Annotated in this window: 27 protein-coding genes; 13 read left to right on the forward strand and 14 right to left on the reverse strand. The window is 62.8% G+C overall.

Annotated elements, in window-relative coordinates:
- Window positions 1-7 precede the first annotated feature (7 nt).
- Window positions 8-451 (reverse strand): MaoC family dehydratase, encoded by a 444-nt coding sequence (locus tag LMTR3_RS33580; RefSeq protein WP_065749229.1) that lies wholly within the window; start codon window positions 449-451, stop codon window positions 8-10.
- Window positions 452-485: 34 nt separating this feature from the next.
- On the reverse strand, window positions 486-2,138 hold the full coding sequence (locus LMTR3_RS33585) for a fumarate hydratase (RefSeq protein WP_065749230.1): 1,653 nt from the start codon (window positions 2,136-2,138) through the stop codon (window positions 486-488).
- A gap of 215 nt (window positions 2,139-2,353) precedes the next feature.
- Between LMTR3_RS33585 and LMTR3_RS33590 the strand changes: the two genes are divergently transcribed.
- The 5 genes from LMTR3_RS33590 to LMTR3_RS33610 all read left to right on the forward strand — a co-directional run bounded on the left by LMTR3_RS33590 (window position 2,354) and on the right by LMTR3_RS33610 (window position 5,142).
- Window positions 2,354-2,905, forward strand: a complete 552-nt coding sequence (locus tag LMTR3_RS33590; protein ID WP_065749231.1) for a hypothetical protein — start codon at window positions 2,354-2,356, stop codon at window positions 2,903-2,905.
- A gap of 84 nt (window positions 2,906-2,989) precedes the next feature.
- Window positions 2,990-3,466: a hypothetical protein gene (locus LMTR3_RS33595; protein ID WP_065749232.1), complete on the forward strand. Its 477-nt coding sequence runs from the start codon at window positions 2,990-2,992 to the stop codon at window positions 3,464-3,466.
- A gap of 159 nt (window positions 3,467-3,625) precedes the next feature.
- Window positions 3,626-3,811: a hypothetical protein gene (locus LMTR3_RS33600; RefSeq protein ID WP_141686938.1), complete on the forward strand. Its 186-nt coding sequence runs from the start codon at window positions 3,626-3,628 to the stop codon at window positions 3,809-3,811.
- Window positions 3,812-4,091: 280 nt separating this feature from the next.
- On the forward strand, window positions 4,092-4,766 hold the full coding sequence (locus LMTR3_RS33605; protein ID WP_065749234.1) for a methyltransferase family protein: 675 nt from the start codon (window positions 4,092-4,094) through the stop codon (window positions 4,764-4,766).
- Between the two features lie 16 nt (window positions 4,767-4,782).
- Window positions 4,783-5,142 carry a GFA family protein gene (locus tag LMTR3_RS33610; RefSeq protein ID WP_028348664.1) on the forward strand — a complete coding sequence of 120 codons (360 nt, stop codon included), beginning with the start codon at window positions 4,783-4,785 and terminating at the stop codon, window positions 5,140-5,142.
- Between the two features lie 139 nt (window positions 5,143-5,281).
- Here the strand turns inward: LMTR3_RS33610 and LMTR3_RS33615 are convergent, their stop codons facing one another.
- The gene (locus LMTR3_RS33615; protein WP_065749235.1) at window positions 5,282-5,989 is read right to left on the reverse strand and encodes a glutathione S-transferase; all 708 of its coding nucleotides are present in this window, start codon (window positions 5,987-5,989) and stop codon (window positions 5,282-5,284) included.
- A 204-nt stretch (window positions 5,990-6,193) separates the two neighbouring features.
- Between LMTR3_RS33615 and LMTR3_RS33620 the strand changes: the two genes are divergently transcribed.
- Window positions 6,194-6,577, forward strand: a complete 384-nt coding sequence (locus tag LMTR3_RS33620; RefSeq protein WP_065749236.1) for a DUF3606 domain-containing protein — start codon at window positions 6,194-6,196, stop codon at window positions 6,575-6,577.
- A gap of 183 nt (window positions 6,578-6,760) precedes the next feature.
- Here LMTR3_RS33620 and LMTR3_RS38225 read toward each other — a convergent pair whose 3' ends face one another.
- A complete protein-coding gene (locus LMTR3_RS38225) occupies window positions 6,761-7,036 on the reverse strand; it encodes a hypothetical protein (protein ID WP_141686939.1) in 276 nt (91 codons plus the stop codon).
- Window positions 7,037-7,282: 246 nt separating this feature from the next.
- On the opposite strand from LMTR3_RS38225, the gene LMTR3_RS33625 reads away from it, so the two are divergent.
- The 5 genes from LMTR3_RS33625 to LMTR3_RS39690 are packed head-to-tail and all read left to right on the forward strand — an operon-like array spanning window position 7,283 to window position 10,652.
- Window positions 7,283-8,284, forward strand: a complete 1,002-nt coding sequence (locus tag LMTR3_RS33625; RefSeq protein ID WP_065749237.1) for an NrtA/SsuA/CpmA family ABC transporter substrate-binding protein — start codon at window positions 7,283-7,285, stop codon at window positions 8,282-8,284.
- 11 nt (window positions 8,285-8,295) lie between these two features.
- Window positions 8,296-9,099, forward strand: coding sequence for an ABC transporter permease (locus tag LMTR3_RS33630; protein WP_084029970.1), 804 nt, complete (start codon window positions 8,296-8,298; stop codon window positions 9,097-9,099).
- A complete protein-coding gene (locus tag LMTR3_RS33635) occupies window positions 9,089-9,847 on the forward strand; it encodes an ABC transporter ATP-binding protein (protein WP_245320098.1) in 759 nt (252 codons plus the stop codon). The genes LMTR3_RS33630 and LMTR3_RS33635 overlap by 11 nt, the downstream gene beginning before the upstream one ends.
- Before the next feature lie 41 nt (window positions 9,848-9,888).
- Window positions 9,889-10,281: a Crp/Fnr family transcriptional regulator gene (locus tag LMTR3_RS39685; protein ID WP_245320100.1), complete on the forward strand. Its 393-nt coding sequence runs from the start codon at window positions 9,889-9,891 to the stop codon at window positions 10,279-10,281.
- Window positions 10,245-10,652 carry a Crp/Fnr family transcriptional regulator gene (locus LMTR3_RS39690; protein WP_245320101.1) on the forward strand — a complete coding sequence of 136 codons (408 nt, stop codon included), beginning with the start codon at window positions 10,245-10,247 and terminating at the stop codon, window positions 10,650-10,652. Before LMTR3_RS39685 ends, LMTR3_RS39690 begins: the two co-directional genes overlap by 37 nt.
- On the opposite strand, the gene atzF is transcribed toward LMTR3_RS39690, so the two are convergent.
- The 10 genes from atzF to flgB all read right to left on the reverse strand — a co-directional run bounded on the left by atzF (window position 10,649) and on the right by flgB (window position 20,451).
- Window positions 10,649-12,043 (reverse strand): allophanate hydrolase, encoded by a 1,395-nt coding sequence (gene atzF / locus LMTR3_RS33645; RefSeq protein ID WP_065749239.1) that lies wholly within the window; start codon window positions 12,041-12,043, stop codon window positions 10,649-10,651. The genes LMTR3_RS39690 and atzF overlap by 4 nt on opposite strands.
- 202 nt (window positions 12,044-12,245) lie before the next feature.
- Window positions 12,246-12,875 (reverse strand): lectin, encoded by a 630-nt coding sequence (locus tag LMTR3_RS33650; protein ID WP_245320118.1) that lies wholly within the window; start codon window positions 12,873-12,875, stop codon window positions 12,246-12,248.
- Between the two features lie 201 nt (window positions 12,876-13,076).
- The gene (locus tag LMTR3_RS33655; protein ID WP_502686696.1) at window positions 13,077-14,063 is read right to left on the reverse strand and encodes a Tim44 domain-containing protein; all 987 of its coding nucleotides are present in this window, start codon (window positions 14,061-14,063) and stop codon (window positions 13,077-13,079) included.
- A gap of 168 nt (window positions 14,064-14,231) precedes the next feature.
- Window positions 14,232-16,796, reverse strand: a complete 2,565-nt coding sequence (cckA, locus tag LMTR3_RS33660) for a cell cycle histidine kinase CckA (protein ID WP_065749242.1) — start codon at window positions 16,794-16,796, stop codon at window positions 14,232-14,234.
- Between the two features lie 148 nt (window positions 16,797-16,944).
- Window positions 16,945-18,018, reverse strand: a complete 1,074-nt coding sequence (gene flhB / locus LMTR3_RS33665; protein WP_065749243.1) for a flagellar biosynthesis protein FlhB — start codon at window positions 18,016-18,018, stop codon at window positions 16,945-16,947.
- Window positions 18,019-18,089: 71 nt separating this feature from the next.
- The gene (gene fliR / locus LMTR3_RS33670) at window positions 18,090-18,860 is read right to left on the reverse strand and encodes a flagellar biosynthetic protein FliR (RefSeq protein ID WP_065749244.1); all 771 of its coding nucleotides are present in this window, start codon (window positions 18,858-18,860) and stop codon (window positions 18,090-18,092) included.
- A gap of 14 nt (window positions 18,861-18,874) precedes the next feature.
- Window positions 18,875-19,138 (reverse strand): flagellar biosynthesis protein FliQ, encoded by a 264-nt coding sequence (gene fliQ / locus LMTR3_RS33675; RefSeq protein WP_057855657.1) that lies wholly within the window; start codon window positions 19,136-19,138, stop codon window positions 18,875-18,877.
- A gap of 122 nt (window positions 19,139-19,260) precedes the next feature.
- Window positions 19,261-19,572 (reverse strand): flagellar hook-basal body complex protein FliE, encoded by a 312-nt coding sequence (fliE, locus tag LMTR3_RS33680; protein ID WP_065749245.1) that lies wholly within the window; start codon window positions 19,570-19,572, stop codon window positions 19,261-19,263.
- A gap of 16 nt (window positions 19,573-19,588) precedes the next feature.
- Window positions 19,589-20,014 carry a flagellar basal body rod protein FlgC gene (gene flgC / locus LMTR3_RS33685; protein WP_065749246.1) on the reverse strand — a complete coding sequence of 142 codons (426 nt, stop codon included), beginning with the start codon at window positions 20,012-20,014 and terminating at the stop codon, window positions 19,589-19,591.
- Window positions 20,015-20,040: 26 nt separating this feature from the next.
- Window positions 20,041-20,451 carry a flagellar basal body rod protein FlgB gene (gene flgB, locus LMTR3_RS33690; RefSeq protein ID WP_065749247.1) on the reverse strand — a complete coding sequence of 137 codons (411 nt, stop codon included), beginning with the start codon at window positions 20,449-20,451 and terminating at the stop codon, window positions 20,041-20,043.
- 435 nt (window positions 20,452-20,886) lie between these two features.
- Here flgB and LMTR3_RS33695 point away from each other — a divergent pair, with 435 nt between their 5' ends.
- Window positions 20,887-21,915, forward strand: a complete 1,029-nt coding sequence (locus LMTR3_RS33695) for a flagellar biosynthetic protein FliO (protein WP_065749248.1) — start codon at window positions 20,887-20,889, stop codon at window positions 21,913-21,915.
- On the forward strand, window positions 21,912-22,667 hold the full coding sequence (gene fliP / locus LMTR3_RS33700) for a flagellar type III secretion system pore protein FliP (RefSeq protein ID WP_065749249.1): 756 nt from the start codon (window positions 21,912-21,914) through the stop codon (window positions 22,665-22,667). Before LMTR3_RS33695 ends, fliP begins: the two co-directional genes overlap by 4 nt.
- The last annotated feature ends 155 nt before the right edge of the window (window positions 22,668-22,822 follow it).

Genomic DNA, 22,822 nt, shown 5'->3' on the forward strand with positions numbered 1-22,822 from the left:
GTCACGCTCACTTCGGCTGGCTGGGCACGATTGCGATCGGGTTAAAGGTATAGACCGCTTCGCCGTGCTGATTGTAGGCGGTCCATTTGACGCGGGCGACGCCATGCGGCTTCGTGCGCGAAGGCACCAGCTCGACCACCTCCCCTTCGAGATGGATGGTATCGCCGGGACGCACCGGCTTCAGCCAGCGCAGATCGTCGACACCGGCGCCGAACAAGGGATGCGGTCCGAACGGGCGACTGTTCGCTGCCAGCCGCATGGCAATCGCCGCCGTGTGCCATCCTGAAGCGGCCAAGCCCCCGAGAATCGTCTTCTTCGCGGCCTCCTCGTCGAGGTGGAACGGCTGCGGATCGTATTCAGATGCGAAGCGGATGATGTCCTCTTTCGACACCGTCACCGCCTCGCTCTTGAAGCGCATGCCTATCTTCAGGTCATCGAACCACTCGATCATCGCGTCCTCGGCTGACCCATCGGCCGATGGGCCCTCACCCCAGGTTCAATTCCCTAAAGAAGTCGTTTCCCTTGTCGTCGATGATGATGAAGGCCGGGAAATCCACCACTTCGATACGCCAGATCGCTTCCATGCCGAGTTCGGGATACTCGACCACCTCGACCTTCTTGATGCAGTGCTCGGCGAGATTGGCCGCAGCTCCGCCGATCGAACCGAGATAGAAGCCGCCGTGCTTCTTGCAGGCCTCGCGCACCGCGACCGCGCGGTTGCCCTTGGCGACCATCACCATCGAGCCGCCCGCCGCCTGGAACTGGTCGACGAAGGAATCCATCCGCCCCGCCGTGGTCGGGCCGAACGCACCGGACGCGTAACCATCGGGCGTCTTGGCGGGGCCGGCGTAATACACTGGATGGTTCTTGAAATAGTCCGGCAGCGGCTCACCCTTCTCCAGCCGCTCGCGCAATTTGGCGTGCGCAGAATCACGCGCGACGATCATGGTACCGGTCATCGAGACCCGCGTCTTGATCGGATAATTCGACAGCGTCGCCAAAATCTCCTTCATCGGCTGGTTGAGGTCGATCTTGACGACCTCGCCGCCGAGCGACTGCTCGACCGCGGGCAGATACTGCGCCGGGTTGTGCTCGAGCTCTTCGAGGTAGACGCCATCCTTGGTGATCTTACCGAGCACCTGGCGGTCGGCCGAACAGGAGACGCCGAGCCCGATCGGGAGCGAGGCGCCATGGCGCGGCATCCGGATCACGCGCACGTCGTGGCAGAAATATTTGCCGCCGAACTGCGCGCCGACGCCGAGCGACTGCGTCATCTTCAGGATTTCCTGCTCCATTTCGACGTCACGGAACGCATTGCCGTCGGCCGAGCCGTGGGTCGGCAGCGCATCGAGATAGCGCGCGGACGCGAGCTTCACCGTCTTCATGCAAAGCTCGGCCGAGGTGCCGCCGATGACGATGGCGAGGTGATAGGGCGGGCACGCCGCGGTGCCGAGCGTGAGCACCTTCTCCTTCAAAAACGCCAGCAGCCGATCTTTGGTCAGAACCGACGGCGTCGCCTGAAACAGAAAGCTCTTGTTGGCGGAACCGCCACCCTTGGCCATGAACATGAATTTATAGGCGTCGTCACCCTCGGCGTAGATCTCGCACTGCGCCGGCATGTTGTTGGCGGTGTTCTTTTCCTCATACATCGACAAGGGTGCGACCTGCGAATAGCGCAGGTTCCGACGCAGGTAGGCGTCGCGCGCACCTTCCGAGAGCGCCGCCTCGTCGTCGCCATCGGTGATGACGTTGCAGCCCTTCTTGCCCATGATGATCGCGGTGCCGGTATCCTGGCACATCGGCAGCACGCCGCCGGCGGCGATGTTGGCGTTCTTGAGGAAGTCGAAGGCGACGAACTTGTCGTTGTCGCTGGCCTCCTTGTCTTCCAGGATCGAGCGCAACTGCTTCAGGTGGCCGGGCCGCAGGTAGTGGTTGATATCGCCGAAGGCAGCCTCCGACAGCGCCCGCAACGCCTCGCGCGACACCACCAGCATGTCCTTGCCGAGCACCTTCTCGACCCGCACGCCCTCGGACGTGATCTTCTTATAGGGCGTGGTGTCCGGCCCCAGCGGAAACAGCGGCGTGTGTTTGTAGGGCGGAACGGGTTTCTGGTCGGGAAATGCGGTCGGGGCGTTCATGTCGATATCTCGGGTTGGAGCCGGCGGCAGCCAGAACGGCGCCGCAGCGATAGACCCGTTCTAAGCATTTTTCGAACAAAAGGAAGGTTTTGCTGGCCCCGCCAGACGAGGCCGAAGCCGGGCAATTGCAGCCGCCAATCGGCGATTGAACCGTTCCCGGCCATCTCCAGACAAACCCGAGATTTCCGATGGTCCCTGAACCGATTGCGACTGTAATGAACTCCGCCACCACATTGCCTGACGCAGCTTCAGTCCAACCGCGTCCCCTGCGCCTGCTCGGGCTTTATCTGTTTCTGATCATCATTGCCGCCATCGAGGCCTTCGAAGGGCTCTCGCATTTGCCGATGCTGTTCGGAGATACGTCGGAAGTTCCCGGCCCTGGCATCGATGGCGCGATCATCAAGGCGTATGTGGCGAGCCATCCCGTGCTGGCGCTGGCGGCGCTGGGGTTTGCCACAGTTGGCCGGCTGCATTACGCCGTCATCGCGCTCGGCGCGCTCGTGCTGATGAACTGGCTGAACTACATGCCCTCGGTGGTGCGGCACGGCTTCGACTTCGGCGGCATCTCGGCCTTCCAGACGCCCGTCCAGGTCGTCGCGTTTCCGCTGATGGCTGCCTGCGCCATCGCGCTCGCCGCACGCAGGGAGCGGCTGGGGCTTGCCACCCTCCTGGTCAGCATTCCCACGCTGATCGACGTCCTCACCGTGATCGTCAATGTGCTCGGCGTGATCATCTTTGCGATCGGCATCATGATTTACGGGTTCTGACACACACCAAGCAAGTTGACTTCCGCGCGCGGCCCTTGCAGGAAATCCGCGCGCGGGTTTCAATATGCGCAAAGGGGCATTCAGATGGCTTTGGGACCACAATTTCGCCGATCGACCTTGCTTGCTGCCACGCTGGCGCTGGTTGCGACGGTCGACGCATCGCCGGCACACGCCGACCGCTGCGACGATATCGCCAAGGAATTGAAGAACCAGATCGACGGCCTCAAGATCAGCATCAGTACCGGCAACATGATCTATCTGACGCATCCGGCGGCGAAGGAGCTGTCGCTCGGCTGCCGCGGCCGCAATTACTCCAACGAGCTCTACGCCAAGACGGACCGCAAGCCGAAGCCGCAATTCTTCGAACTGGTGGCCTCGGCTGGCGCCATCATTTTCACGATTCCGAAGCCCGACGTTGCGACCGGCTCCTCGCGCTGCATCAAGCGCATGGGCATTCTGCGCGGCGACAAGGTTTCCATGCGCTTCCGCCGGCTCAACATGGAATGCACGCGCTCCAAGACCGAAGCCTCGATCGTGGTTACCCGCGGCAAGGACGAATAGGCCCAAGCCGCTCCCGATCCGTCGCATTCTAACGATTCCGCGAGGCGTCTGTTCACCATTGAACGGGATTGACGGCGTTGGCGCGGGATTGCCGGGCCGGATTCACCAACCGTTCGTTTCAACCCGGGCAGTGTGGAGGCAGCCAAAAGGATGCTTCCGATGAATGTCTCTGCTGTCCCCGCAACGGTGGTGGTCAAAGCGCCCGAAGTCCCCGTGTTCAAGGCTCCCGACAAGACCCCCGACGTGCAGAACGGCGCAGCCGCCGACGGCACCCGCACGCCGAAGCCGACGCTGGTCGCTCCCCTACCGCCGGGTCAGGGAACGCGGATCGACCAACTGGCTTGAGCCAACAATCCGGTTGTCGTCACCCGCCAACGGGTCGGCGCGTAGCGCCGCCCGATGACAGGCTCCAGCGGGTGAACCAGTATTCCAGAGACGTCGCCTTGAGCCGATAGGCCGCGGCGTACTGGACACCTGCCTGAGCCTGTCATCGGGCTCGCCGAAGGCGAGACCTGGTGGCGGGTATGACAGGCGAAAGAAGCGGGTACCCTTCCCCACCTCGGCGCCGCAAGTTTGCCGAAAAAATGCGCGATCCTGTTGCGCGTGGGGCCAATGGAACCCGCGCATGATCGCAAAACTTCTGCTGCAGAACACCATCGTCGTCGTCGGCATGGGCGCATTATTGTTCGCCGCGGCGGGTTCGCTGGACTGGCCGGGGGCGTGGGTGATGTTGATCGTCAGTGCGATCCTCGGCCCTGCCTGCGGGTTGTGGCTTGCCAAGACCGATCCGGCTTTGCTCGCCGAACGCATGCGGCCGAAATTTCAGGCCGACCAGCCCGCCGCCGACAAGATATTCATGCTGATATTTGTCGCAGCGCTGCTGATGTGGCTCATCGCAATCGGCCTCGACCGGCGGGCCGATGCCTCCGATGTTCCGCTGCTGCTGCAGGCGCTCGGCCTTGCGATGTTTTTACTCTCAATCGCGTTCATCATGTGGGTGTTCCGCGAAAATTCGTTTGCCGCTCCGGTCGTGAAGGTGCAGGCCGCGCGCCACCAACGCGTGATCTCGAGCGGACCCTACGCCTTCATTCGTCATCCCATGTACAGCGCCGTCATGCTGTACTTCATCGGAATACCGCTGCTCCTCGGATCGTGGTGGGGCGTGGCGTTCGCGCCGCTATTCGCCGTGCTGTTCGCCATCCGCGCCCGCATCGAGGAGCGCGCATTGGTCGAAGGGCTTCCGGGCTATGCTGACTACGCCGCCCGCGTGCGCTATCGTCTGGTGCCTGGAATTTGGTGAGAAGGATGACGGAGAGATGCCCGACAGCAAGACCTATACCGGCGGCTGCCATTGCGGGCAGGTACGCTTCGAATGCACCACCGATCTGGCGATGGTGACCGCCTGCAACTGCTCGATCTGCACCAAGAAGGGGCTGCATTTCACCTTCCTCGACCCGAAGAGCTTTCATCTCCGCGCCGGCGAGGAAAATCTGAAAGAGTATCTCTTCAACAAGCACGCGATCCACCACCAGCTCTGCGTCGATTGCGGCGTCGACGTCTTCGCACGCGGCAAGAAGCCCGACGGCACCGACGTGGTGGCGGTCAATGTGAGCTGCTTCGACGGCATCGAGCTGTCGAAGTTGAAGATGACGCCGGTGGATGGGAGGAACATGTGATCATGAGCACCGTCATTCCGGGATGGTCAGCAAGGACCAGACCTCAGATGCGCAATTGCGCATTGGGGAATCTCGAGATTCTCAGGTGCGCAAGGGCGCCCCGTAGTTCGATGCTACGCATGGCCCCGGAATGACAACATCAGCCATCCAGCACCTTGTACCTCCGGAAAATCCCGTCCTCGTTGAATTCAATCCTTCGATCGCTCGCCAGATACGCCTTGATGTTCGGCCTCGCTGCCACCCTGCCGCGGAGCTCGACCAAGCCGGGAATCTCCGGTTCAAATGCCTTCATCCGGTTCGGGAATGCATAGCGAAGGCCTTCGACGATCTGAAACAGCGACAGGTCGACATAGGTCAGGCGGCGGCCGGTGACATAGGTCCCGCCATTGGCCTGCAGCAGATCTTCGAAATAGCCGAGATATTTCGGCACGCGCGCCTTCCAGAATTCATCGGTGCGTTTCTTCGCCGGGGCCTTCTGCTCCTCGTAGTAGAGCGAGGGACCGAGCGGATGATGGGTGTCGTGGACTTCCAGCACCAGATCCGCAATCGTGAGCTGTAGTTGGTGCACCCATAGTCTGCCGGCTTCCGTCTTCGGCGCCAGCCCATGCCGTGATCCGAGATAGAGCAGGATGTTGGCCGTCTGCCCGATCACGAGCTTTCCGGCTTTCAGGAACGGCGGCGCGAAGGGCGGCGTTCCCTTCCCCGCCTCCATCATGCGTGTCATCGCCGCCATGCCGTTGCCGTGGCGCGCCACGTCGGTATAGCCGGCGCCCGCCTCTTCCAGCGCGAGACGGACGTATTCGCCGCGGCCTTGAATCATTGGCCAGTAGTAGAGCTCGTAAGGCATCGATCACACCTCCGCTGCCGGTTTGACCGACCTAACAAATCATCCTGCGCTTCGTTCGTCACCCAACCGCGGCATCCGCGCGACCGTGCGGGATGGAACGCCTCGCGCAGATCTCCACAGGTCCGAATCTGTCCGAATGCGAGCTGGCGTGTTAGGTTGCTCCCGTTTGAAGCGTCGGTTTTCACAATACCACAGGAGAATGTGATGGCGGACAACAAGAAGAAGCGCGGCGGAGCCGATCGCGGGCTGATCGCGTTGAGCGAGCCTTACGAGGTCGCCTATTGGTCGAAGAAGTTCAAGGTCACGCCCGCCAAACTGAAAGCCGCCGTCAGCAAAGCAGGACGCTCCGCAAAAAACGTCGAAGCTTACTTCAAGCTGCAGAAGCACAAGGCTGCCGACAGGGCACGGATCGCGGTGAGCCAGCCCTATGAGGTCAGCTACTGGTCAAAGAAATTCAAGGTCACGCCGGCCAGACTGAAGGCCGCGATCAAGGCCGTCGGGCATTCGTCGAAGGCGGTCGGCGCACATCTCGCCAAGCGCAAGGCGCCAAAGAAAGCGAAGAGGAGCGCAAAGAAAAGGGCCGCCTAGCGACTCGCCTGGGCGTGTCGTCGACCAGGGCGACGGCGACTGAGCGGCGTCTTAGTAGCCGCAGGTGCTACGGCGCGGCGCTACGTGAGCCTATGGGCGGGGCCGATCATCAGTCGGGCATTCGCGCGACCCGTTGGCTCGATCCGATACGCTCGTCAGTTATCGGATCGGCCGCAAATGGTCTCAATCATCATCATCGTCACGGTGCCAGCGGCGCATGGGGCCGTAACGTTCGCGAACGGCGTTACGCATGTATGTCGGTCGTCCGCGATCAGCGTCGATGCGAACGCTGGGCCGCTGATAAATTGTCCGTCCACGGCCGTCATCGGTAGTGATTGTATCGACGCGGGTGTGAACGCCATTCGACGAGTTGGAGCTGGAATTCGACGACGTGTTGCCGGCCAGCGCCAGCGGCGTTGTCAAGACGGAAAAAACCAACGCGACAAGGACTCGTTTCATTGCAAGGCCTCCGAATGCCGATTGGCAACTCGCCAAACACTCAGGAGTTCCGCAATCGACCCTGCCAAAACCTATGTCGATTAATTGCTTCCCGCGCGCGCAACCCCGGGCGAGCATGATGGAAGACGCAGCAAGCGCCAAATGACGATCTTGCCAGGGCGGACGCGGGGATTTGCGGGAAACCGATCAGGGCGGTTTCGCGATCGAGCTTTGCCGCCCAAACGGCGGCGCAGGGGGAGAGTTTTCATGCACCGGAACGCAATCAGCCGCATCACCGCGCTAGCCGGCTACGCCGCAATTTCCTGTCTGGCTGTCGGATCAAACGGCGCTTCGGCCGCAGAACTGCTCAAGGCTCGCCTTGCGCAAAACCTGGCACCCATCTCTGCCCTTGCGATCGTCGCCAAGTCAAAAGGGATCTTCGAAAAGCATGGGCTCGACATTACGGTTTCCAATTTCACGTCCGGCAAGCAGTGCCTGGACACTGTGGTTGGCGGCGGCGCCGACATTGCGACGACGGCCGAGGCGCCGGTCACCGCCGCCGCCATGGCTAACCAGCCGATCGCCTTTGTGGCCGGAATGGAATACTCGGACCTAAAGACGGTCGTGGCGGCAAAGTCCGGCATCAAGAGCAAGGCCGATCTTCGCGGCAAGAAGATCGCCTTTACTGCCGGCACCGGCAGCGAAGTCTATACCGCGACGCTGCTGAAATCGGCGGGGCTGACACCCAACGACGTTACGCTGGTGAATTTGCGGCCGCAGGAAATGCTGCCGGCGCTGGCGGCCGGCAGCATCGATGCGTTCGACACCTGGGAGCCCCATATCGCCAACGCCAAGAAGGCGCTCGGAGCAGCCGCCGTCGAACTCGACACGAAGGGTACCTACTCCGAGACCTTCAATATCGTCGTCATGCGTGCCTATCTCGATGCCAACCCGGCCCTCGTCAAAAGATTCATCGCGGCGCTGATCGAAGCCGAGACCTGGGTCAAGGCAAACCCGAATGATGCGATCGCGACGGTGGCGGATGCCGTCGGCATGAAGCGCGACGACCTTCAGCCGATCTGGTCCGACTACGTGCACCGCGTGCGGATCGATGACAGGCTAATTGAAATCCTGAAAACCCACGCCACGTGGCGTCTCGCTAGCGGCAATCATCCGCCGGGCGCTGTGATGCCGGACTTCAGCAAGGTGATCGTTTCGGAGCCGTTGAAGGGCCTCGACCCCGCACGCGTCACTGTCACGTCGAAATAGGATATTCGTCCATGAAGCATGACGGCGCCTTGAGGGCCCACGAAGATGGCGGCGAACGTGCCCGCGCGCGCTCGGATGCCGGTCGCTTGCAGCGGCTCAATATCCTGATCGGCGTGCTTTCCATCCCGTTGTTCGTCCTGCTCTGGGAACTGATCGCGCGGTCCGGCATCGTCAACATCGTGCTGTTTCCGCCCCCGTCAGTCGTCGCGGTTGCCATCGTCGAATGGATGCGCAGCGGACAATTTTTCCTCGACCTGACGGCCAGCCTTTACCGGGTGACGACCGGCTTCACGGCGGGAGCGGCGCTCGGGATCTTCCTGGGAATCATGACCGGTCAATTCCCGATCGTTTCGAGCCTGCTGTCGCCGTTGTTCCACATCCTGCGCCCGATCCCGCCGATCGCATTTGTGCCGATCGTCGTCCTCTGGTTCGGCCTCTCGGAGACCGGCAAACTATTCCTCGTGGTGTGGGGCGTGTTTTTCACGGTGTGGCTCTCCACGCATATCGGCGTACAGAAGGTGGATCGCGGCCTGATCCGGGCCGCATTGATGTTGGGCACGCCGCGGCGCCAAATGCTGCAGGAGATCGTTCTGTTGGGAGCATTGCCCTACATCGTGGTCGGATTGCGCACCGCCGTCAGCATCGCCTTCTACACCCTCGTGGCGGCCGAACTTGCCGGCACATTCGCCGGCATCGTCTACCGGATCGAGATCGCGCAGCAGAATCTGCAAACCGGCCAGGTGATGGGCGGTCTTGCCGCGCTCGGGCTCATATCATTCGTGGCCGACCGAATGTTTGCAGCCCTTGCCGTTTGACGCCAAGCGCGGCCAGCTAATCGCAGTGGACCGGGTTTCGTTCGACGTGCCGCAGGGTGAATTCGTGTGCATCGTCGGACCGTCGGGATGCGGAAAGTCGACCGTGCTCAATACGATTGCGGGACTCGAAGTTCCGTTTGAAGGCAGTGTCCTGGTGGACGGCTCGCCAGTACATCGTCCGCGCCCCGAAGTCGGCATGGTGTTTCAGCAGCCGCATTTGTTCCCATGGAAATCTGTCCGGCGGAACATCGCCCATGGTCCGCGAATGCTCGGAAAATCGGTGCAAGAAGCCAACGCGATTGCAGATGATCTGATCGCGATGGTCGGACTCAAGCGCTTTGCCGACGCGTTTCCGAACACGCTTTCCGGCGGCATGCAGCAGCGCGTCGCCATCGCGCGAGCGCTCGCAAACCAGCCGCGAGTGCTTCTGATGGACGAGCCCTTCGGAGCCCTCGACGCGCAGACCAGAGCGGTGATGCAGGACAATTTGCTGGAGCTGCGCGACAGGATCAAGGCGACGATTGTGTTCGTCACCCATGACATTGACGAGGCGATTGTCCTGGCCGACCGTGTCCTGATCATGAGCGCCGGACCGGGACGCATTCTTCGCCAGCTCGATGTCGATCTCCCGCGACCGCGATCGAACGCGATATTGCTCGAGCCGTCCTATCTCGCACTCAAGAAGGACTGCCTCGAGGTCATCCGCGCCGAGGGATTGCGCGCATTCCGCCAGTCGGACGAACCTTGAAATCCGTTCAGTTCACGCCGCACGCTGGCTTGGCATGATCCTTGAATAACCTGATCCGTCTTTCGGAGACGGAGGCGGCGATGCACGGGGCAAATACACTGGTGGCGGCCGGCGTGATGCTGGCGGAATCGGACATCATGGTGAGGCCCCTGCCCAGCCTGCTGGATGGTCTCGGCAAAGCTGATTGCAATCGGCTGCGCGCAATCGGCCGGGAAAAGGTACTTGAACCCGGTCAACTGGTCTGGAGCCAGGGTGATGAACAGACCGGCATCTACCTGATCGGTTCAGGACGCATCCGCAGCTACTACGCCGCACCATCGGGACGCGAGGTTACCCTCGCCTATTGGTTTGCGGGCAATTTCGTCGGAGGCCCCGATCTGTTTGGGAGGGGCCGCACATGTGGACGTCGGTCGCCGTCGAGCGCAGCGAACTGACATTCCTGCCCGGGGCCGCTTTGCGAAGGCTTGCGCTGGAATCCTCTTCCATCGCCGTCGCCCTGCTCGATGCCCTGGCGTTCAAGGCGCGATGCTACTCCGCCATGGCGCAAATGCTCGGAACCCGCTCCGTGACAGAGCGGCTGCACCGTTTGCTGATCTTCCTGTCGCACATCTATGGCGTCAAGCGAGGCAACGAGATCGTCATCGGCACCCAGTTCACCCATGGCGACCTTGCAAATCTGATCGGATCTACGCGGCAATGGGTAACGGTGCAGTTGGCCCGGCTCCAGGAGGAGCGCATCATCCGGTACGACCGGGCCATGATCTCGATCCTCGATCTTGCAAGCCTCGATCAGGAGATGAATTAGCTTTCGCTTTCCGGCGTGCCAGATCTGAGTTCGAACGCCGCGCCGCCTCCGTTCGGCTCGAGCCGCCGGGCCAGGCCGATCAATTCCCGGTCACGCCAGGCCGGCGCCAGCAACGTGACGCCCATCGGCATGCCGTTGGGCAATTTCGCGTTCGGGATCGCTATCGCGCAGAGATCGAGCAGGTTGGCAAAATACGAATAGTAGCCGAGCCGGTTGTTCAGCGTGACCGGATCGCTGTGCATGTCGTCAAGCGTGAACGGGCGCGGCGCCGTCGGAACTACCAGAGCATCGAGATCGGCAAAAAGGTTCTGCGTGGCGCGGCGCAGCCGATACAGAAGGTGAATGGCCGCAAAGGTGTCCATGGCGGAATAGCTGGATGCCGATCGCAGCACCGTCTTTGTGACGTCCAGCAAGCCGCCGTTCTCGACATCCGTCAGCGTGGCGATGACCGAGCGGCGCTCAGCGACCCATGGGCCGGTGAACATCAATTCCCCGGCTTGTTTGAAGGGCGCAAAGTCGATTTCGACCGCTTTGCCACCAAGCCGAGAAAAACGTCTGCAGGCGCGCTCATAGAGTTCGGCGCATTCGCTCATTCCGAAGCATTCGATATCCGCCGAGGCGATGCGGCCGAACCGGAAGGCGTTGCCAGGTCCTGCGGCCGTGAAAGGCGTTGCCGGACGGCTGTAGGGGTCTTCGGGATCAAAGCCCTCGATAACATCGAGGATCGCTTCCCCGTCCCTGACGGTATTGCAGAAGATCGAAACGCAATCGATCGTCGGGCAGTTGGGGACCAGTCCGCGCGATGACACCAGCCCGATCGTGGGCTTGATGCCGACGACCTCATTGAAGCCTGCCGGAATACGGCCCGAGCCGCCGGTGTCGGTGCCGAGCGCAAACGCGACGTGGCCAGCCGCAACCGCAACCGCGGACCCGGAACTGGAACCACCCGAAATATAGCGCGCATCGGCAACCGACGCGCAGGAGCCGTAAGGCGAGCGAGCGCCGGAGAGGCCGGTGGCGAATTGATCCAGGTTGGTCTTGCCGAGGCAGATGGCGCCAGCGGCAATCAGCCGCTCCACACTTTTCGCAGAACGCGGCGGCATATAGCTGAAGGTCGGACATGCGGCGGTGGTCGGCATCCCCTGGACATCGATGTTGTCCTTTACGCCAAAGGGAATACCGAGCAGGGGCAGATTTTCGCCGGCTCTGGCGCGCGCCATCAGCCTGCGGCACTCTTCGCGCGCTTCCTCGCGACGACGAACATGGATCCAGCAATTGCGATGGGGCTCGCGCTCGATGCGCTGGTAGGCCATCTCGATTGCCATCAGCGGATCGGAGGAACTCCCGACGGTGTGGAGGATCGTTTCAACGCGTGCATTCAACTGGTTCAACGAAATATCTCCCTCTTCATCGGCACCGTGAAGTTGCGGGAGAGCTGCGGGGGCAACAAGCAATTAAGTGCCTTGCCCGAATGGGATGAGCCGGCAACCGGATACGGACTTCGGCAGAAAGGCGCCGCGGACTGAACCGCGGCGCCTTTCGTTGTTGCCTATGCTCCGGAGTCCCGGAGCGTTGTCCTCGACACCTCTCGCGTCAATTCGCCGCGAAGCAATAGAGCAGCCCGTCGCCGCCGGTGCTCTTCAGGTCTGCCTGCGAACAGCCGCCGTCGGGCCCGCGCGAGGGATGCGACGAATTCCAGGATTTCGAGGCGTCGTCGTCGCGCAGTCCCATGCGATCGGAATGTCCGACCATTGCGGCACCTTGCGTCGAACTCGTCCAGTTCCTGCAGGTGCGATCTTCGCCGACAGTAAACGCGGTGCCGTCGGGTTGCGATCCCGTCAGCACGTCGTGGCGATTGGGCGTATCGCCGCGGCCATTGATGACCTCGCCCTTCTCGCTCAAGGCGGTCTGCTTGGTGAGGCCGTTGGTGCCGTGCAGTTCGGCGACATCCTTGGCAACCACGGCGCCCTTGGCGTTCTGCCACGGCCCCTTGCCGATGCGGTCGCGCGCGTTCACCGCGGGCGCACCGTCGGCGCCTTGCGTTGAGAGATAGGCGCGCCAGGTTTTGCCTCCGGCACCAGCGGCCTGCGCCAGCGTCTGGCAATGATTGTCGGCGCCCGCAAGACCGCCGAGATTGCCGCCATTGCCGATGCCGTTGCTGGTCACGAAGAAGCTGGTATTGGCGGATTGCGCATGCGCAGGCACGCTTGCGAGAGTCGACATGGCGGCGAGGGCGAAGCACGCCGGCGAGATGATCCGGGCGAAGCTGTTCATTGAGGACCTCCCTGTTGTGGGCCGTGTCGCATCAACACGCGGCCGCAACCATTATTCCGGCAGGGAAGCCCGAAATGGAGCATGCATTCCCGCAAAGAAAAAGGCGCTGCGGAACAAACCGCAGCGCCTTCTTTGTGTTGGTGCAGGCGATCAGTTCGTCTGCTGGATCGCCGAGAGTTCCCACTCGCCGCCGCGGCGGCGGGCGAAGGTCCAGACTTCTGTGGCCTCGATCGGGGTTTCGCTGCCCGCGACCAAACGGCCTGTGGCGCGCTCAAGGGTCTTGTCGACCAGCGAGAACCGCATCGCCACGCTGGCATAGTCGGTTTCGCCTTCGCGCCAGGCTTCCGCAAGATCGCCCTGCAGCAGCTTGACGTCGGAGACCTTGTTGACGTCGTTGCGGGCCTTGTTCTCCTCGAGGTCCTTGGAGAAGTAGGACACCATCTCCGGCGTCGCCAGCGTATGCAGTTTGGCGACATCCTCGTTCGACCAGGCGGCCTGGATCTCGCCGAGCAGCCGCTCGAACGCCTCATAGTCGGCCGGCTGGATTTCCAGCGCCGGCTGGCTCGAACCCAGCCCAAAGCCACCCAGTCCGGAGCGGAAGCTGGTCTGGGCACCGGGGCCTTCAGCAGGCCCACTGGCGGCAGGCCCGTTGGCATAGGCGGAGGCCGGCGTATGGCGGCGCTGCCACCACGACATTGCCAGGCGCACCACGATGACGATCAGCGCGATCTGCAGCAGCAGGCCGATGATCGAGGACAGGCCGCCGAGGCCGGAGAACAATCCGCCGCCGAACAGCATGCCGAGCAGGCCGGCACCGAGGAAGCCGGCGGCAAGGCCGCCGAGCATGCCCATGCCGGGCCGATTGAAGAAGCCGCCCTTGTTGGCTGCACCCGCGGCCGGATTACCCGCTGCGGGGGTGCCCGGCTGGGTAAAGCTGCGGTTCATGGGTTGCGCCGTGCCCGGCGCGGTGGTCGTGCTCGGGGGCGCCGAATAAGTCCGCGATCCCCGCGAACCGGAGCTGCCGCCGCCGCCAACGCGGGCATCAGCCGCTTCGATTGTGATCGCCAGTGGAACCGCCACCGACAGGACGATCGCCATGGCCCGTACAATTCCGCGCGCAGTCTGCGAGAAATTCATGTCTTTTTCCTCATTCCCCTCCATGGGGAAGTGCCCCTAAGATGGGCAGAGCCAGCCAAAAGTGAAGCAAATATCGGGAACGGCGGCTGCGGCCCTCAGTCGCGGGCATGTGACGATTTGGCCGTAAACTCGGCATTCACCATGCGTAGCAGGCTCTCGGCCAGGATTTTATGAGGCCGTCATCGTCTCCTTGACCTTCTCGACCAGCGCGGAGAGCGCAAACGGCTTCGGCAGGAAGGCGAATTGTTCGTTCTCCGGCAAGCTCTTGTCGAAAGCCTCTTCAGCGTAACCTGAGACGAAGATGATCTTCAGGTTCGGATTGCGCTTGCGCATTTCGCGCAGCAGCGTCGGGCCGTCCATTTCCGGCATCACCACGTCGGAAACGACGAGATCCACCGCTCCGTCCTTTTCGTCCAGCGCCTCCATCGCCTCGATGCCGTTGGAGGCCTCGATCACGCTGTAGCCGCGCGAACGCAGGCCGCGCGCATTCAGCGATCGCAAGCCGTCCTCGTCTTCCACCAGCAGGATGGTGCCCTGCCCGGTCAGGTCGGGCCGCGGCTTCGGCGGCTCGGCCGCCCCTTCCCTGGCCGCGCCATTGGCGGCGGGCGCCTCCGGCTGCGCTTCCAGCTCGGGCCGATGACGCGGCAGGAAGATGCGGAACGTGGTACCTTCGCCGGGCGTGGAGTCGACATAGACGAAACCACCGGTCTGCTTGACGATGCCGTACACCGTGGAGAGGCCGAGCCCGGTGCCCTTGCCGACCTCCTTGGTCGAGAAGAACGGCTCGAAGATCTTGTCGACGATGTCGGCCGGGATTCCGGTGCCGGTATCGGAAATGTCGATCCGCACGTAATCGGCGGCCGGCATGCCCTTGTGCGAAAGCTGCGCGGCTTCGTCTATCGTCACGTTGCCGGTCCTTACCGTCAGTTTGCCGCCATCGGGCATCGCATCGCGCGCATTGACCGCGAGATTGACGACCACCTGTTCGAACTGCGAGACGTCGACCTTGACCGGCCAGAGATCGCGGCCGTGCACGAGGTCGAGCTTGACCTTCTCGCCGATCAGGCGGCGCAGCAGCATGGTGAGGTCGGAAAGCGCATCGCCGAGGTCGAGCACCTGCGGCCGCAACGTCTGGCGGCGCGAGAACGCGAGCAGTTGCCGCACCAGCGTCGCCGCGCGGGTCGCGTTCTGCTTGATCTGCATGATGTCCTGGAACGACGGATCGGTCGGCTTGTGCGCGTTCAAGAGGAAATCGTTCGCCATCATGATGGCTGACAGCACGTTGTTGAAGTCATGCGCGATGCCGCCGGCGAGCTGGCCGACCATGTCCATCTTCTGCGACTGATTGATCTGGTTTTCCAGCGTGCGCCGCTCGGTGGTCTCGAGCAGATAGACGATGGCAGCCTCGGTGTCGCGCTCGTCCTCCTCGACCGCGGTGACGAAGAACTGTCCCCAGCGTTCCTTGGCGCCGTCGAGCATGACTTCCACCGGCGCGATGTCGCCCTGCCCTTCGGCCGCCTGGTTGATCGCCGAGATCAGAAGGCCGCGGTCGCGCGCATTTACCGTGCGGAAGATCGACTTGTTGGCCGCGCCGTCCGAGCTCAGGCTTTGCGCGAGCTTGGCAAAGCGGGCGTTGGCGCGCACCACCGTGCCGCCGCGGTCCACCGTCGCAATCGCCATCGGCGTATGGTCGAAGAACCGCATGAAGCGGACTTCGGCGGCACGTTCGGGGTCGGAATGCTCGTCGCGCGTGCGGCTGATCACGAGCGTGCGCGACGAACCCGGCGAGCCGTCGGCGCCGAAGGCGAGCTTGTGGTAGAGCCGCACCGGCATGGTCTTGCCGCCGCGCATGCGCAGGTCGATGTCGAATACTTCGGTTTTGACCTCGCCGGGGACCGCTACGATCGAGGTCAGGAGCGAGGCGCCATCGCCGGAGACGATATCGGTAAGCTTCAACCCGCCGGATCCAATCTCGGCGAGATCGTAATCGAGCCAGTTCGCCAGCGTGGCGTTGACATAGATGACGTCGCCGGCCGGATCGACCGAGAAGAAGCCGCATGGCGCATGATCGAGATATTCGATCGCGTGCTGCAGTTCCCGGAACACATCTTCCTGACGCTCGCGGTCCCGCGTGATGTCGGCGATCGACCACACCGCGTATTTTGCTTCGCGCTTGCTCTGGCCGAGCGGACGAACCCGCATCCGGAGCCAGCGGCCCTGCGCGCCGTCGGAGCCGGCGATGCGGACCTCCTCCTGCTGCCGCTTGCCTTCACGGGCGGCCTTGAGCAGGCGGAACACGGCTTCGGAGACGTCGGGATTACCGATGAAGACGCGCTCGACCGGCCGTACGTCCTGCGCGGTGGCAGCCCCGGTCAGCGCCAGATAGGCGGCGTTGGAATAGACCACGTGGCCTTTAGGGTCGGTCACCGCCAGCCCGTCATAGGCGTGATCGGCGATGCGGCCCATCACCGGATCGTCGGTGCCGCGGTCGGTGAAGCGGATGATACCGGCGGCAAAAGCGAACAGATTGAACAGGCCGACCATGGCCAAAAGTGCCAACACGCCGAGAATATAAGGCTGAGCCTGGGCGCGGCCGATGGTCATCAGGGCCACCGCCACCGCGACGATGCCGGCGGCCACCAGCAACACCAGCACGATGCTACCGCCCCGCCGCGCCGGCTCGTGGGCCGCGAAGGGCTCGGTGGGCGGACGGCTGTCGGTTTCGGCGGTCATCTGAAGAGGCACTGCCCGTCGGCAAGGAGGTGACGCGCGGGGTCGCGCGCCGCTCCTGAGTGCCTGAATCGGACCCGCAAGCGCAAGTCCATCAGGCGGTTATTTGACAGGTTGAAGGCATTTCAAGGCGTTTTTCCAGCGGTTCCCCTCACATTCCCCGGTTAGCAAACCCGTTCTTGAGGCGCATGACATAGCCGATGATCTCGGCCACCGCGTGATAGTGCTCGACCGGAATCTCCTCGTCGATATCGACGGTGGCATAAAGCGCGCGCGCCAGCGGCACATTCTCCACGATCGGTATGTCGTGCTTCTTGGCGATCTCCCGGATCTTGAACGCGATGTTGTCGACGCCCTTGGCGACGCAAACCGGCGCCGACATGCCGCGATCGTAGGACAGCGCCACCGAATAGTGGGTCGGGTTGGTGATGATCACGCTGGCATTGGGAACGGCGGCCATCATGCGCTTCTTCATCCGCTGCACGCGCAACTGCCTGATACGGCCCTTGATGTGGGGGTCGCCTTCGGACTGCTTGAACTCGTCCTTGATCTCCTGCAGCGACATCTTCTGCCGCGTGTACCATTGCCGGTACTGGAAGAAGTAATCGGCGATCGCAACGGCCGCCAGCATTGCCACCACTGCACCCATCAATTGCAGCGTCAGGTTGGTGGTGACGTCGAGGATCGCCGAAGGATCGAACATCAGGAACGATTCCAGCCGATGACGCTCGGGCCACAGCACCGCCATCATGACGGAGCCGAGCGCGGTCAGTTTGAACAGCCCTTTGGCGAAGTTCGCCACCGCCTGTTTGCCGAAGATGCGTTTCAGCCCCGCGCCGGGCGATACCTTGCTGAACTTCGGTTTGAGCGATTCCGACGACCACACCAGCCGGTGCTGGATCATGTTGCCGGCGATCGCGGCAAGCGCCAGCATCAGCAGCGGCACGCCGATCGCGCCGAGCACGGCATAGCCGAGCGTGTTGCCGAGCGCGAGCAGTGCCGCGCCGTCGGCGCGAAGCTGGCCTGCATTGGCGATCAGGTTGCGCAGCGGCATCAGAATGCCGCCGCCGATCGATCCCGCGAACGTCGATAATATCAGCGTGCCGCCCGCGATGATGAACCAGGTGTTGACCTCCTGGCTCTTGGCAACGTCGCCCTTGGCAAGCGCATCGTCGAGACGTTTTTGCGTAGGGTCTTCTGTTTTGTCGTCGGTATCGTCGGCCATCGCGGCGCTCTATTCTTTTATTCGAGCATGATCTTCCCGGAAAACCGGTACCCACCGTTCCGAATCATGCTCTATTTCAGCGGCGTCAATTCGTGCATCACGCCGATGAAATAGTTGAGATAAGTCGCCATCATTCCGGTGAGGACGAGGGCGAAGATCAGAAAGCCCACCATGATCGACAGCGGCACGCCGACGAAATAGACCTGCATCGCCGGCATCAGCCGCGCCAGCACGCCGAGACCGATATTGAAGACGAGGCCGAACACCAGAAACGGCGCGGAGAGCTGTATGCCGATCTTGAACGCCGTCGCGAAGGCGCGCGTGGCAAGCGCCGCCACGTCGCCGCTCGGCATCAGCTCACCCGGCGAGAAGATGCGGTAGCTCTCGTTCAGCGCTGCGATGACGAGGTGATGGGTGTCGGTGGCAAACAGCAGCGTCATGCCGAGAATGGAGAGGAAGTTGCCGATCAGCACGCCCTGCTGCCCTTGCGTCGGATCGACGGCGGTGACGAAGCCGAGGCCGAGCTGCTGGGCGATTACCGAGCCGGCCACCGCAAGCGCCGCCAGCGTCACGCGCGCCGTGGCGCCGAGCACGATGCCGATGGCGATCTCGTGCACCAGCAGCACCCCGATCGCCGTCATCGAGGTCAGGTCGACCTGGTAAGCGGTGCGGTGCAGCGGCAGGATGATCAACGTCAACAGCAATGCAATGCCGAGCTTGATGCGCACCGGGATATTGCTCTCGCCAAACCCCGGCAACAGCATCACCATGGCCCCCACGCGGGCGAACACCAGCATGAAGGTGGCGGCAAGGGCCGGCAGCAGCGATATGTCGACGCGCATTTATTCACAATGCATCAACCGCCTATGATTCGCGACGATATCCGCATCATGTGACTGTGCATCGAATCCGCCATGAACGGCAACGCCAGCAATAACGTCACGAAGATTGCGAGGATCTTCGGCACGAAGATCAGCGTCTGTTCCTGAATCTGCGTCAGCGCCTGGAATAGCGACACCACGACGCCGACCACCAGGCCAATCACCATCAAGGGCGACGACACCACCACGATGGTCCAGATCGCATCGCGCGCCACGTCGAGGGTTTCGGCACCGGTCATTGTTGTTCTCGCTTGCTTTCACTTGCACCGTCATTCCGGGGCGATGCGAAGCATCGAACCTGGAATCTCGAGATCCCGGGTCTGGTCCTTCGGACCATCCCGGGATGACGTCCCAAGGGACGTCAGATCGGCATCTTCATGATGTCTTCGTAGGACTGGATCACCCGGTCGCGCACCGACACCAGCGTCGAGACCGCGACGTCGGTCTCCGCGACCGCCGTCACCACGTCCATGACATTGGCTTTGCCCGCACTCATCGCCATGGTCTGGGCGTCGGATTTCTTGCCGGCATCCAGCACGCTTCCCACCGCGTCCTTGAGGAGCGCGCTGAAGGACGGGCCGCCGGCGGATTGGCCGCCCTTCTCGGCACCGCCGGATTCCATGATGCGCGAAAGCGCGGCGTAGGCGTTTGCTGCAACGGTCGGTGAAGCCATTTTCTATGGTTCCTGTTCAGGCCTTGAGGATGTCGAGGGTGCGTTGAATCATGCGGCGCGTGGCGCTGATGATGTTGAGGTTGGCTTCATAGGACCGCTGCGCCTCACGCATGTCGGTCATTTCGACCAGCGGATTGACGTTCGGATATTTGACGTTGCCGGCAGCATCCGCCGCCGGATTGCTCGGCTCGTGCTTGACGCGAAACGCCGACTGGTCGGCCCTGACCTTGCCGAGCGTCACCACGCGCGCGTCCAGCGAGCGGTCGAGCGCGGACGAAAATGTCGGCACCTTGCGGCGATAGGGATCGCCGCCCGCCGATGGCGCGGTGGAGTCCGCATTGGCGATGTTTTCCGAGATCACCCGCATCCGCCCCGCCTGTGCGCGCAGACCGGAGGTCGCGATGCTCATCGAGCGGGCGAAATCGCTTCCATCATCTGCCATGATCCGTTTCTCCTAGTCGCGCCGCGTCAGCGCTTTCCGATGGCGGTTTTGAGCAGGCCGAGGCTGCGGCTGTAGAGCGAAGTGGCAGCCGCGTAATCCATCTGGTTGGCCGAGACCTTCAGCATCTGGTCTTCCAGATTGACCGAGTTGCCGGCAGGCTTGGTCAGGAAGCCGCTCCTGCCGCCGTCCCCCCTGAAGCTCTGGCGGCCGCCGGAAATGCCGATATGGGTGGCGCTGGTGCGCATCATGGCGAGCGAGCCCATCGCGCCGCCGATATCTGTGCCCTTGTTGTCGAATTTCGGCTCGACCAGGTCGCTCGGCCTGAAGTTCGGGGTGTTTGCGTTGGATACGTTTTCGGCGAGCACCCGCTGGCGCTCCTGGTGCCACTGCATCTTGGTGCGCAGCGCCGACAGGATCGGAAGATCGTTGATGGCCATCGAGCTGTTCCCCGTTAACCTCTGGCAGACGCCGCGAGGTAGGCAGAATTTGCCCGGTGTATGGTTAACGGCTGGTTAAAATCACGCCCGCGGCCATGGGACGTCGGCCAATGCCCGCTGACAGCGACAAAACGAGCGCATTTTCGCCACGAAAACTGCGTTAACCAGCAGCAACCAACCCGGCGTGGGGCGCTCAGAAGTCGTTTTGGGTCAAACGATTCTTGGTCTATTAATTAACCCGGATGGCGGCGTTCGCCGTGGGGATTAAGAAATAAGGCTGATCTCGGGCATGATTCGCCGGTTGCGGATCGCTCCGGGCATGATCCGGCAAACGGGAACCGCTTTCCCCAAGGGAACATGCTCGGACCGGAAGACCTAAGACCGCACTCGTCGAAGCCAGCAGCAAGAGAACGGCCCGTGGCCGGGGACTAAAGAATGCAGACACTGACATTCCTCTTCGCATTCATCGCCGTTCTGGCGCTGATCGGCGTGGCCGCATGGCTGGTCCGCCGCTTCGCCAACAACCGCCTCGGCGCCAACACCCAGCGCGGGCGGATGCCGCGGCTTGCCGTGATCGACGCCGCCGCCGTGGACGGCCGCCGGCGCCTCGTGCTGGTACGGCGCGACAATGTCGAGCATCTCCTGATGATCGGCGGTCCAAGCGACATTGTGGTCGAACCCAACATCGTGCGCGCAATGCCCAATCGCGATCAAATGGCGCCGCGCCCGGCGGTCGGCGAGCAGCCGCCGCGGATTGCGCCGCTGCCCGATGCCGCCTGGAGCGAGGAAGCGGCGAGAGCCGATTTGCGACCGACGGACGGCTTCGATCATCACGCCGAACCGCAAATGCCGGAGCCGCCGCCGCGGCCCGCGCGCCCCTCCTTCGCAGACGATCTGCGCCGGCCCGCGGCGCCGGAGCGTCGCAGCGATCCATTGACGGGCTTTGCGCCGGAATCGATCACCGGTCGTCCCGAAGCGGCCCCGCCGCGCCTGACCCGCAACGAACCGCTGATGCCGCGGCCGCAGCGCGAGTTGCCGCAGCGTGAGTTGCCCAAGGCACCGCCGGTGGTCCGTGAGGCGCCGCCAGTTCGTGAGGCAGCGTCGGTCCGCGAGGCACCGATAGCCCGCGAAGCACCGCCTATCCGCGAGGTGCCGCCCGTCCGCGAGGCGCCGACCCGAGCGCCGGAACGTGCAGCCGCGGCACCGCCGCCTCCACCCCCATCCCCTCCAACCCCCGCGCCGTCGAGCGCCGACCAGAATCTCGCCGAGATGGCGCAGCGGCTGGAAGCCGCCCTGCGCCGGCCGGCCGAACCGGTGGCGCCGCCGGTAGCGCCGGAAACGCCGCCTGCCCGTACCTCCCGCAGCGAACCCCCCGCTCCCACACCCGCTCCGCAGAAGAGCGGCTTCGAGAATCTCGAAGACGAGATGGCGTCATTGCTGGGCCGTCCGAAGAACCCTTCGTGAGGCCGGCGACTTCTCCGCGTAGAGTTTTATTTTTCTTAATCCTGACCATCGCCGGATCGCTCGCCGATCCGGCGCTGGCGCAGGACATCAGCATCAATCTCGGCCAGGGCGGCGGCGGGGTGACCGAGCGCGCGATCCAGTTGATCGCGCTGTTGACGGTGCTGTCGATCGCCCCCTCGATCCTGATCATGATGACGTCGTTCACACGGATCGTCGTCGTGCTGTCGCTGCTGCGCACTGCGCTGGGCACCGCGACCGCCCCGCCCAATTCCGTGATCATTGCGCTTGCGCTGTTCCTGACCGCTTTCGTGATGGGGCCGGTGCTGCAGAAGTCCTATGACGAGGGCATCAAGCCCCTGGTCTCCAACGAGCTCGGGGTCGAGGAAGCGCTGCAAAAGGCCTCTGTGCCGCTGCGCGGCTTCATGCAGAAGAATGTCCGCGAAAAGGATCTGAAGCTGTTCGTGGACCTCTCCGGCGAGCCGCCGCCGGCAACGCCGGAAGACCTGTCGCTGCGGATTCTGGTCCCGGCCTTCATGATCTCCGAACTGAAACGCGCCTTTGAGATTGGCTTCCTGCTGTTCCTGCCCTTCCTGATTATCGATCTCGTGGTCGCATCCGTGCTGATGTCAATGGGTATGATGATGCTGCCGCCCGTCGTGGTGTCGCTGCCGTTTAAGTTGATTTTTTTTGTGCTGGTGGACGGCTGGTCGCTAGTGGCAGGAAGCCTGGTGCAGAGCTACGGCGGGAGTTAGCGGCCGATTTCTGCCGGTTCCCGCGTGCAAATAGGTCAATATTGGTTACGTATTTGCAGCGGAGTTTCACAGGGAATTTAAGGTGAGATTAGTCCCTTCATGCACAATGGATGCCACGAACTGACTTACCAAACGCATCACCGGATTAGAGATGG

The sequence above is a fragment of the Bradyrhizobium sp. LMTR 3 genome (assembly GCF_001693485.1).
Classification (GTDB): Bacteria; Pseudomonadota; Alphaproteobacteria; order Rhizobiales; family Xanthobacteraceae; genus Bradyrhizobium.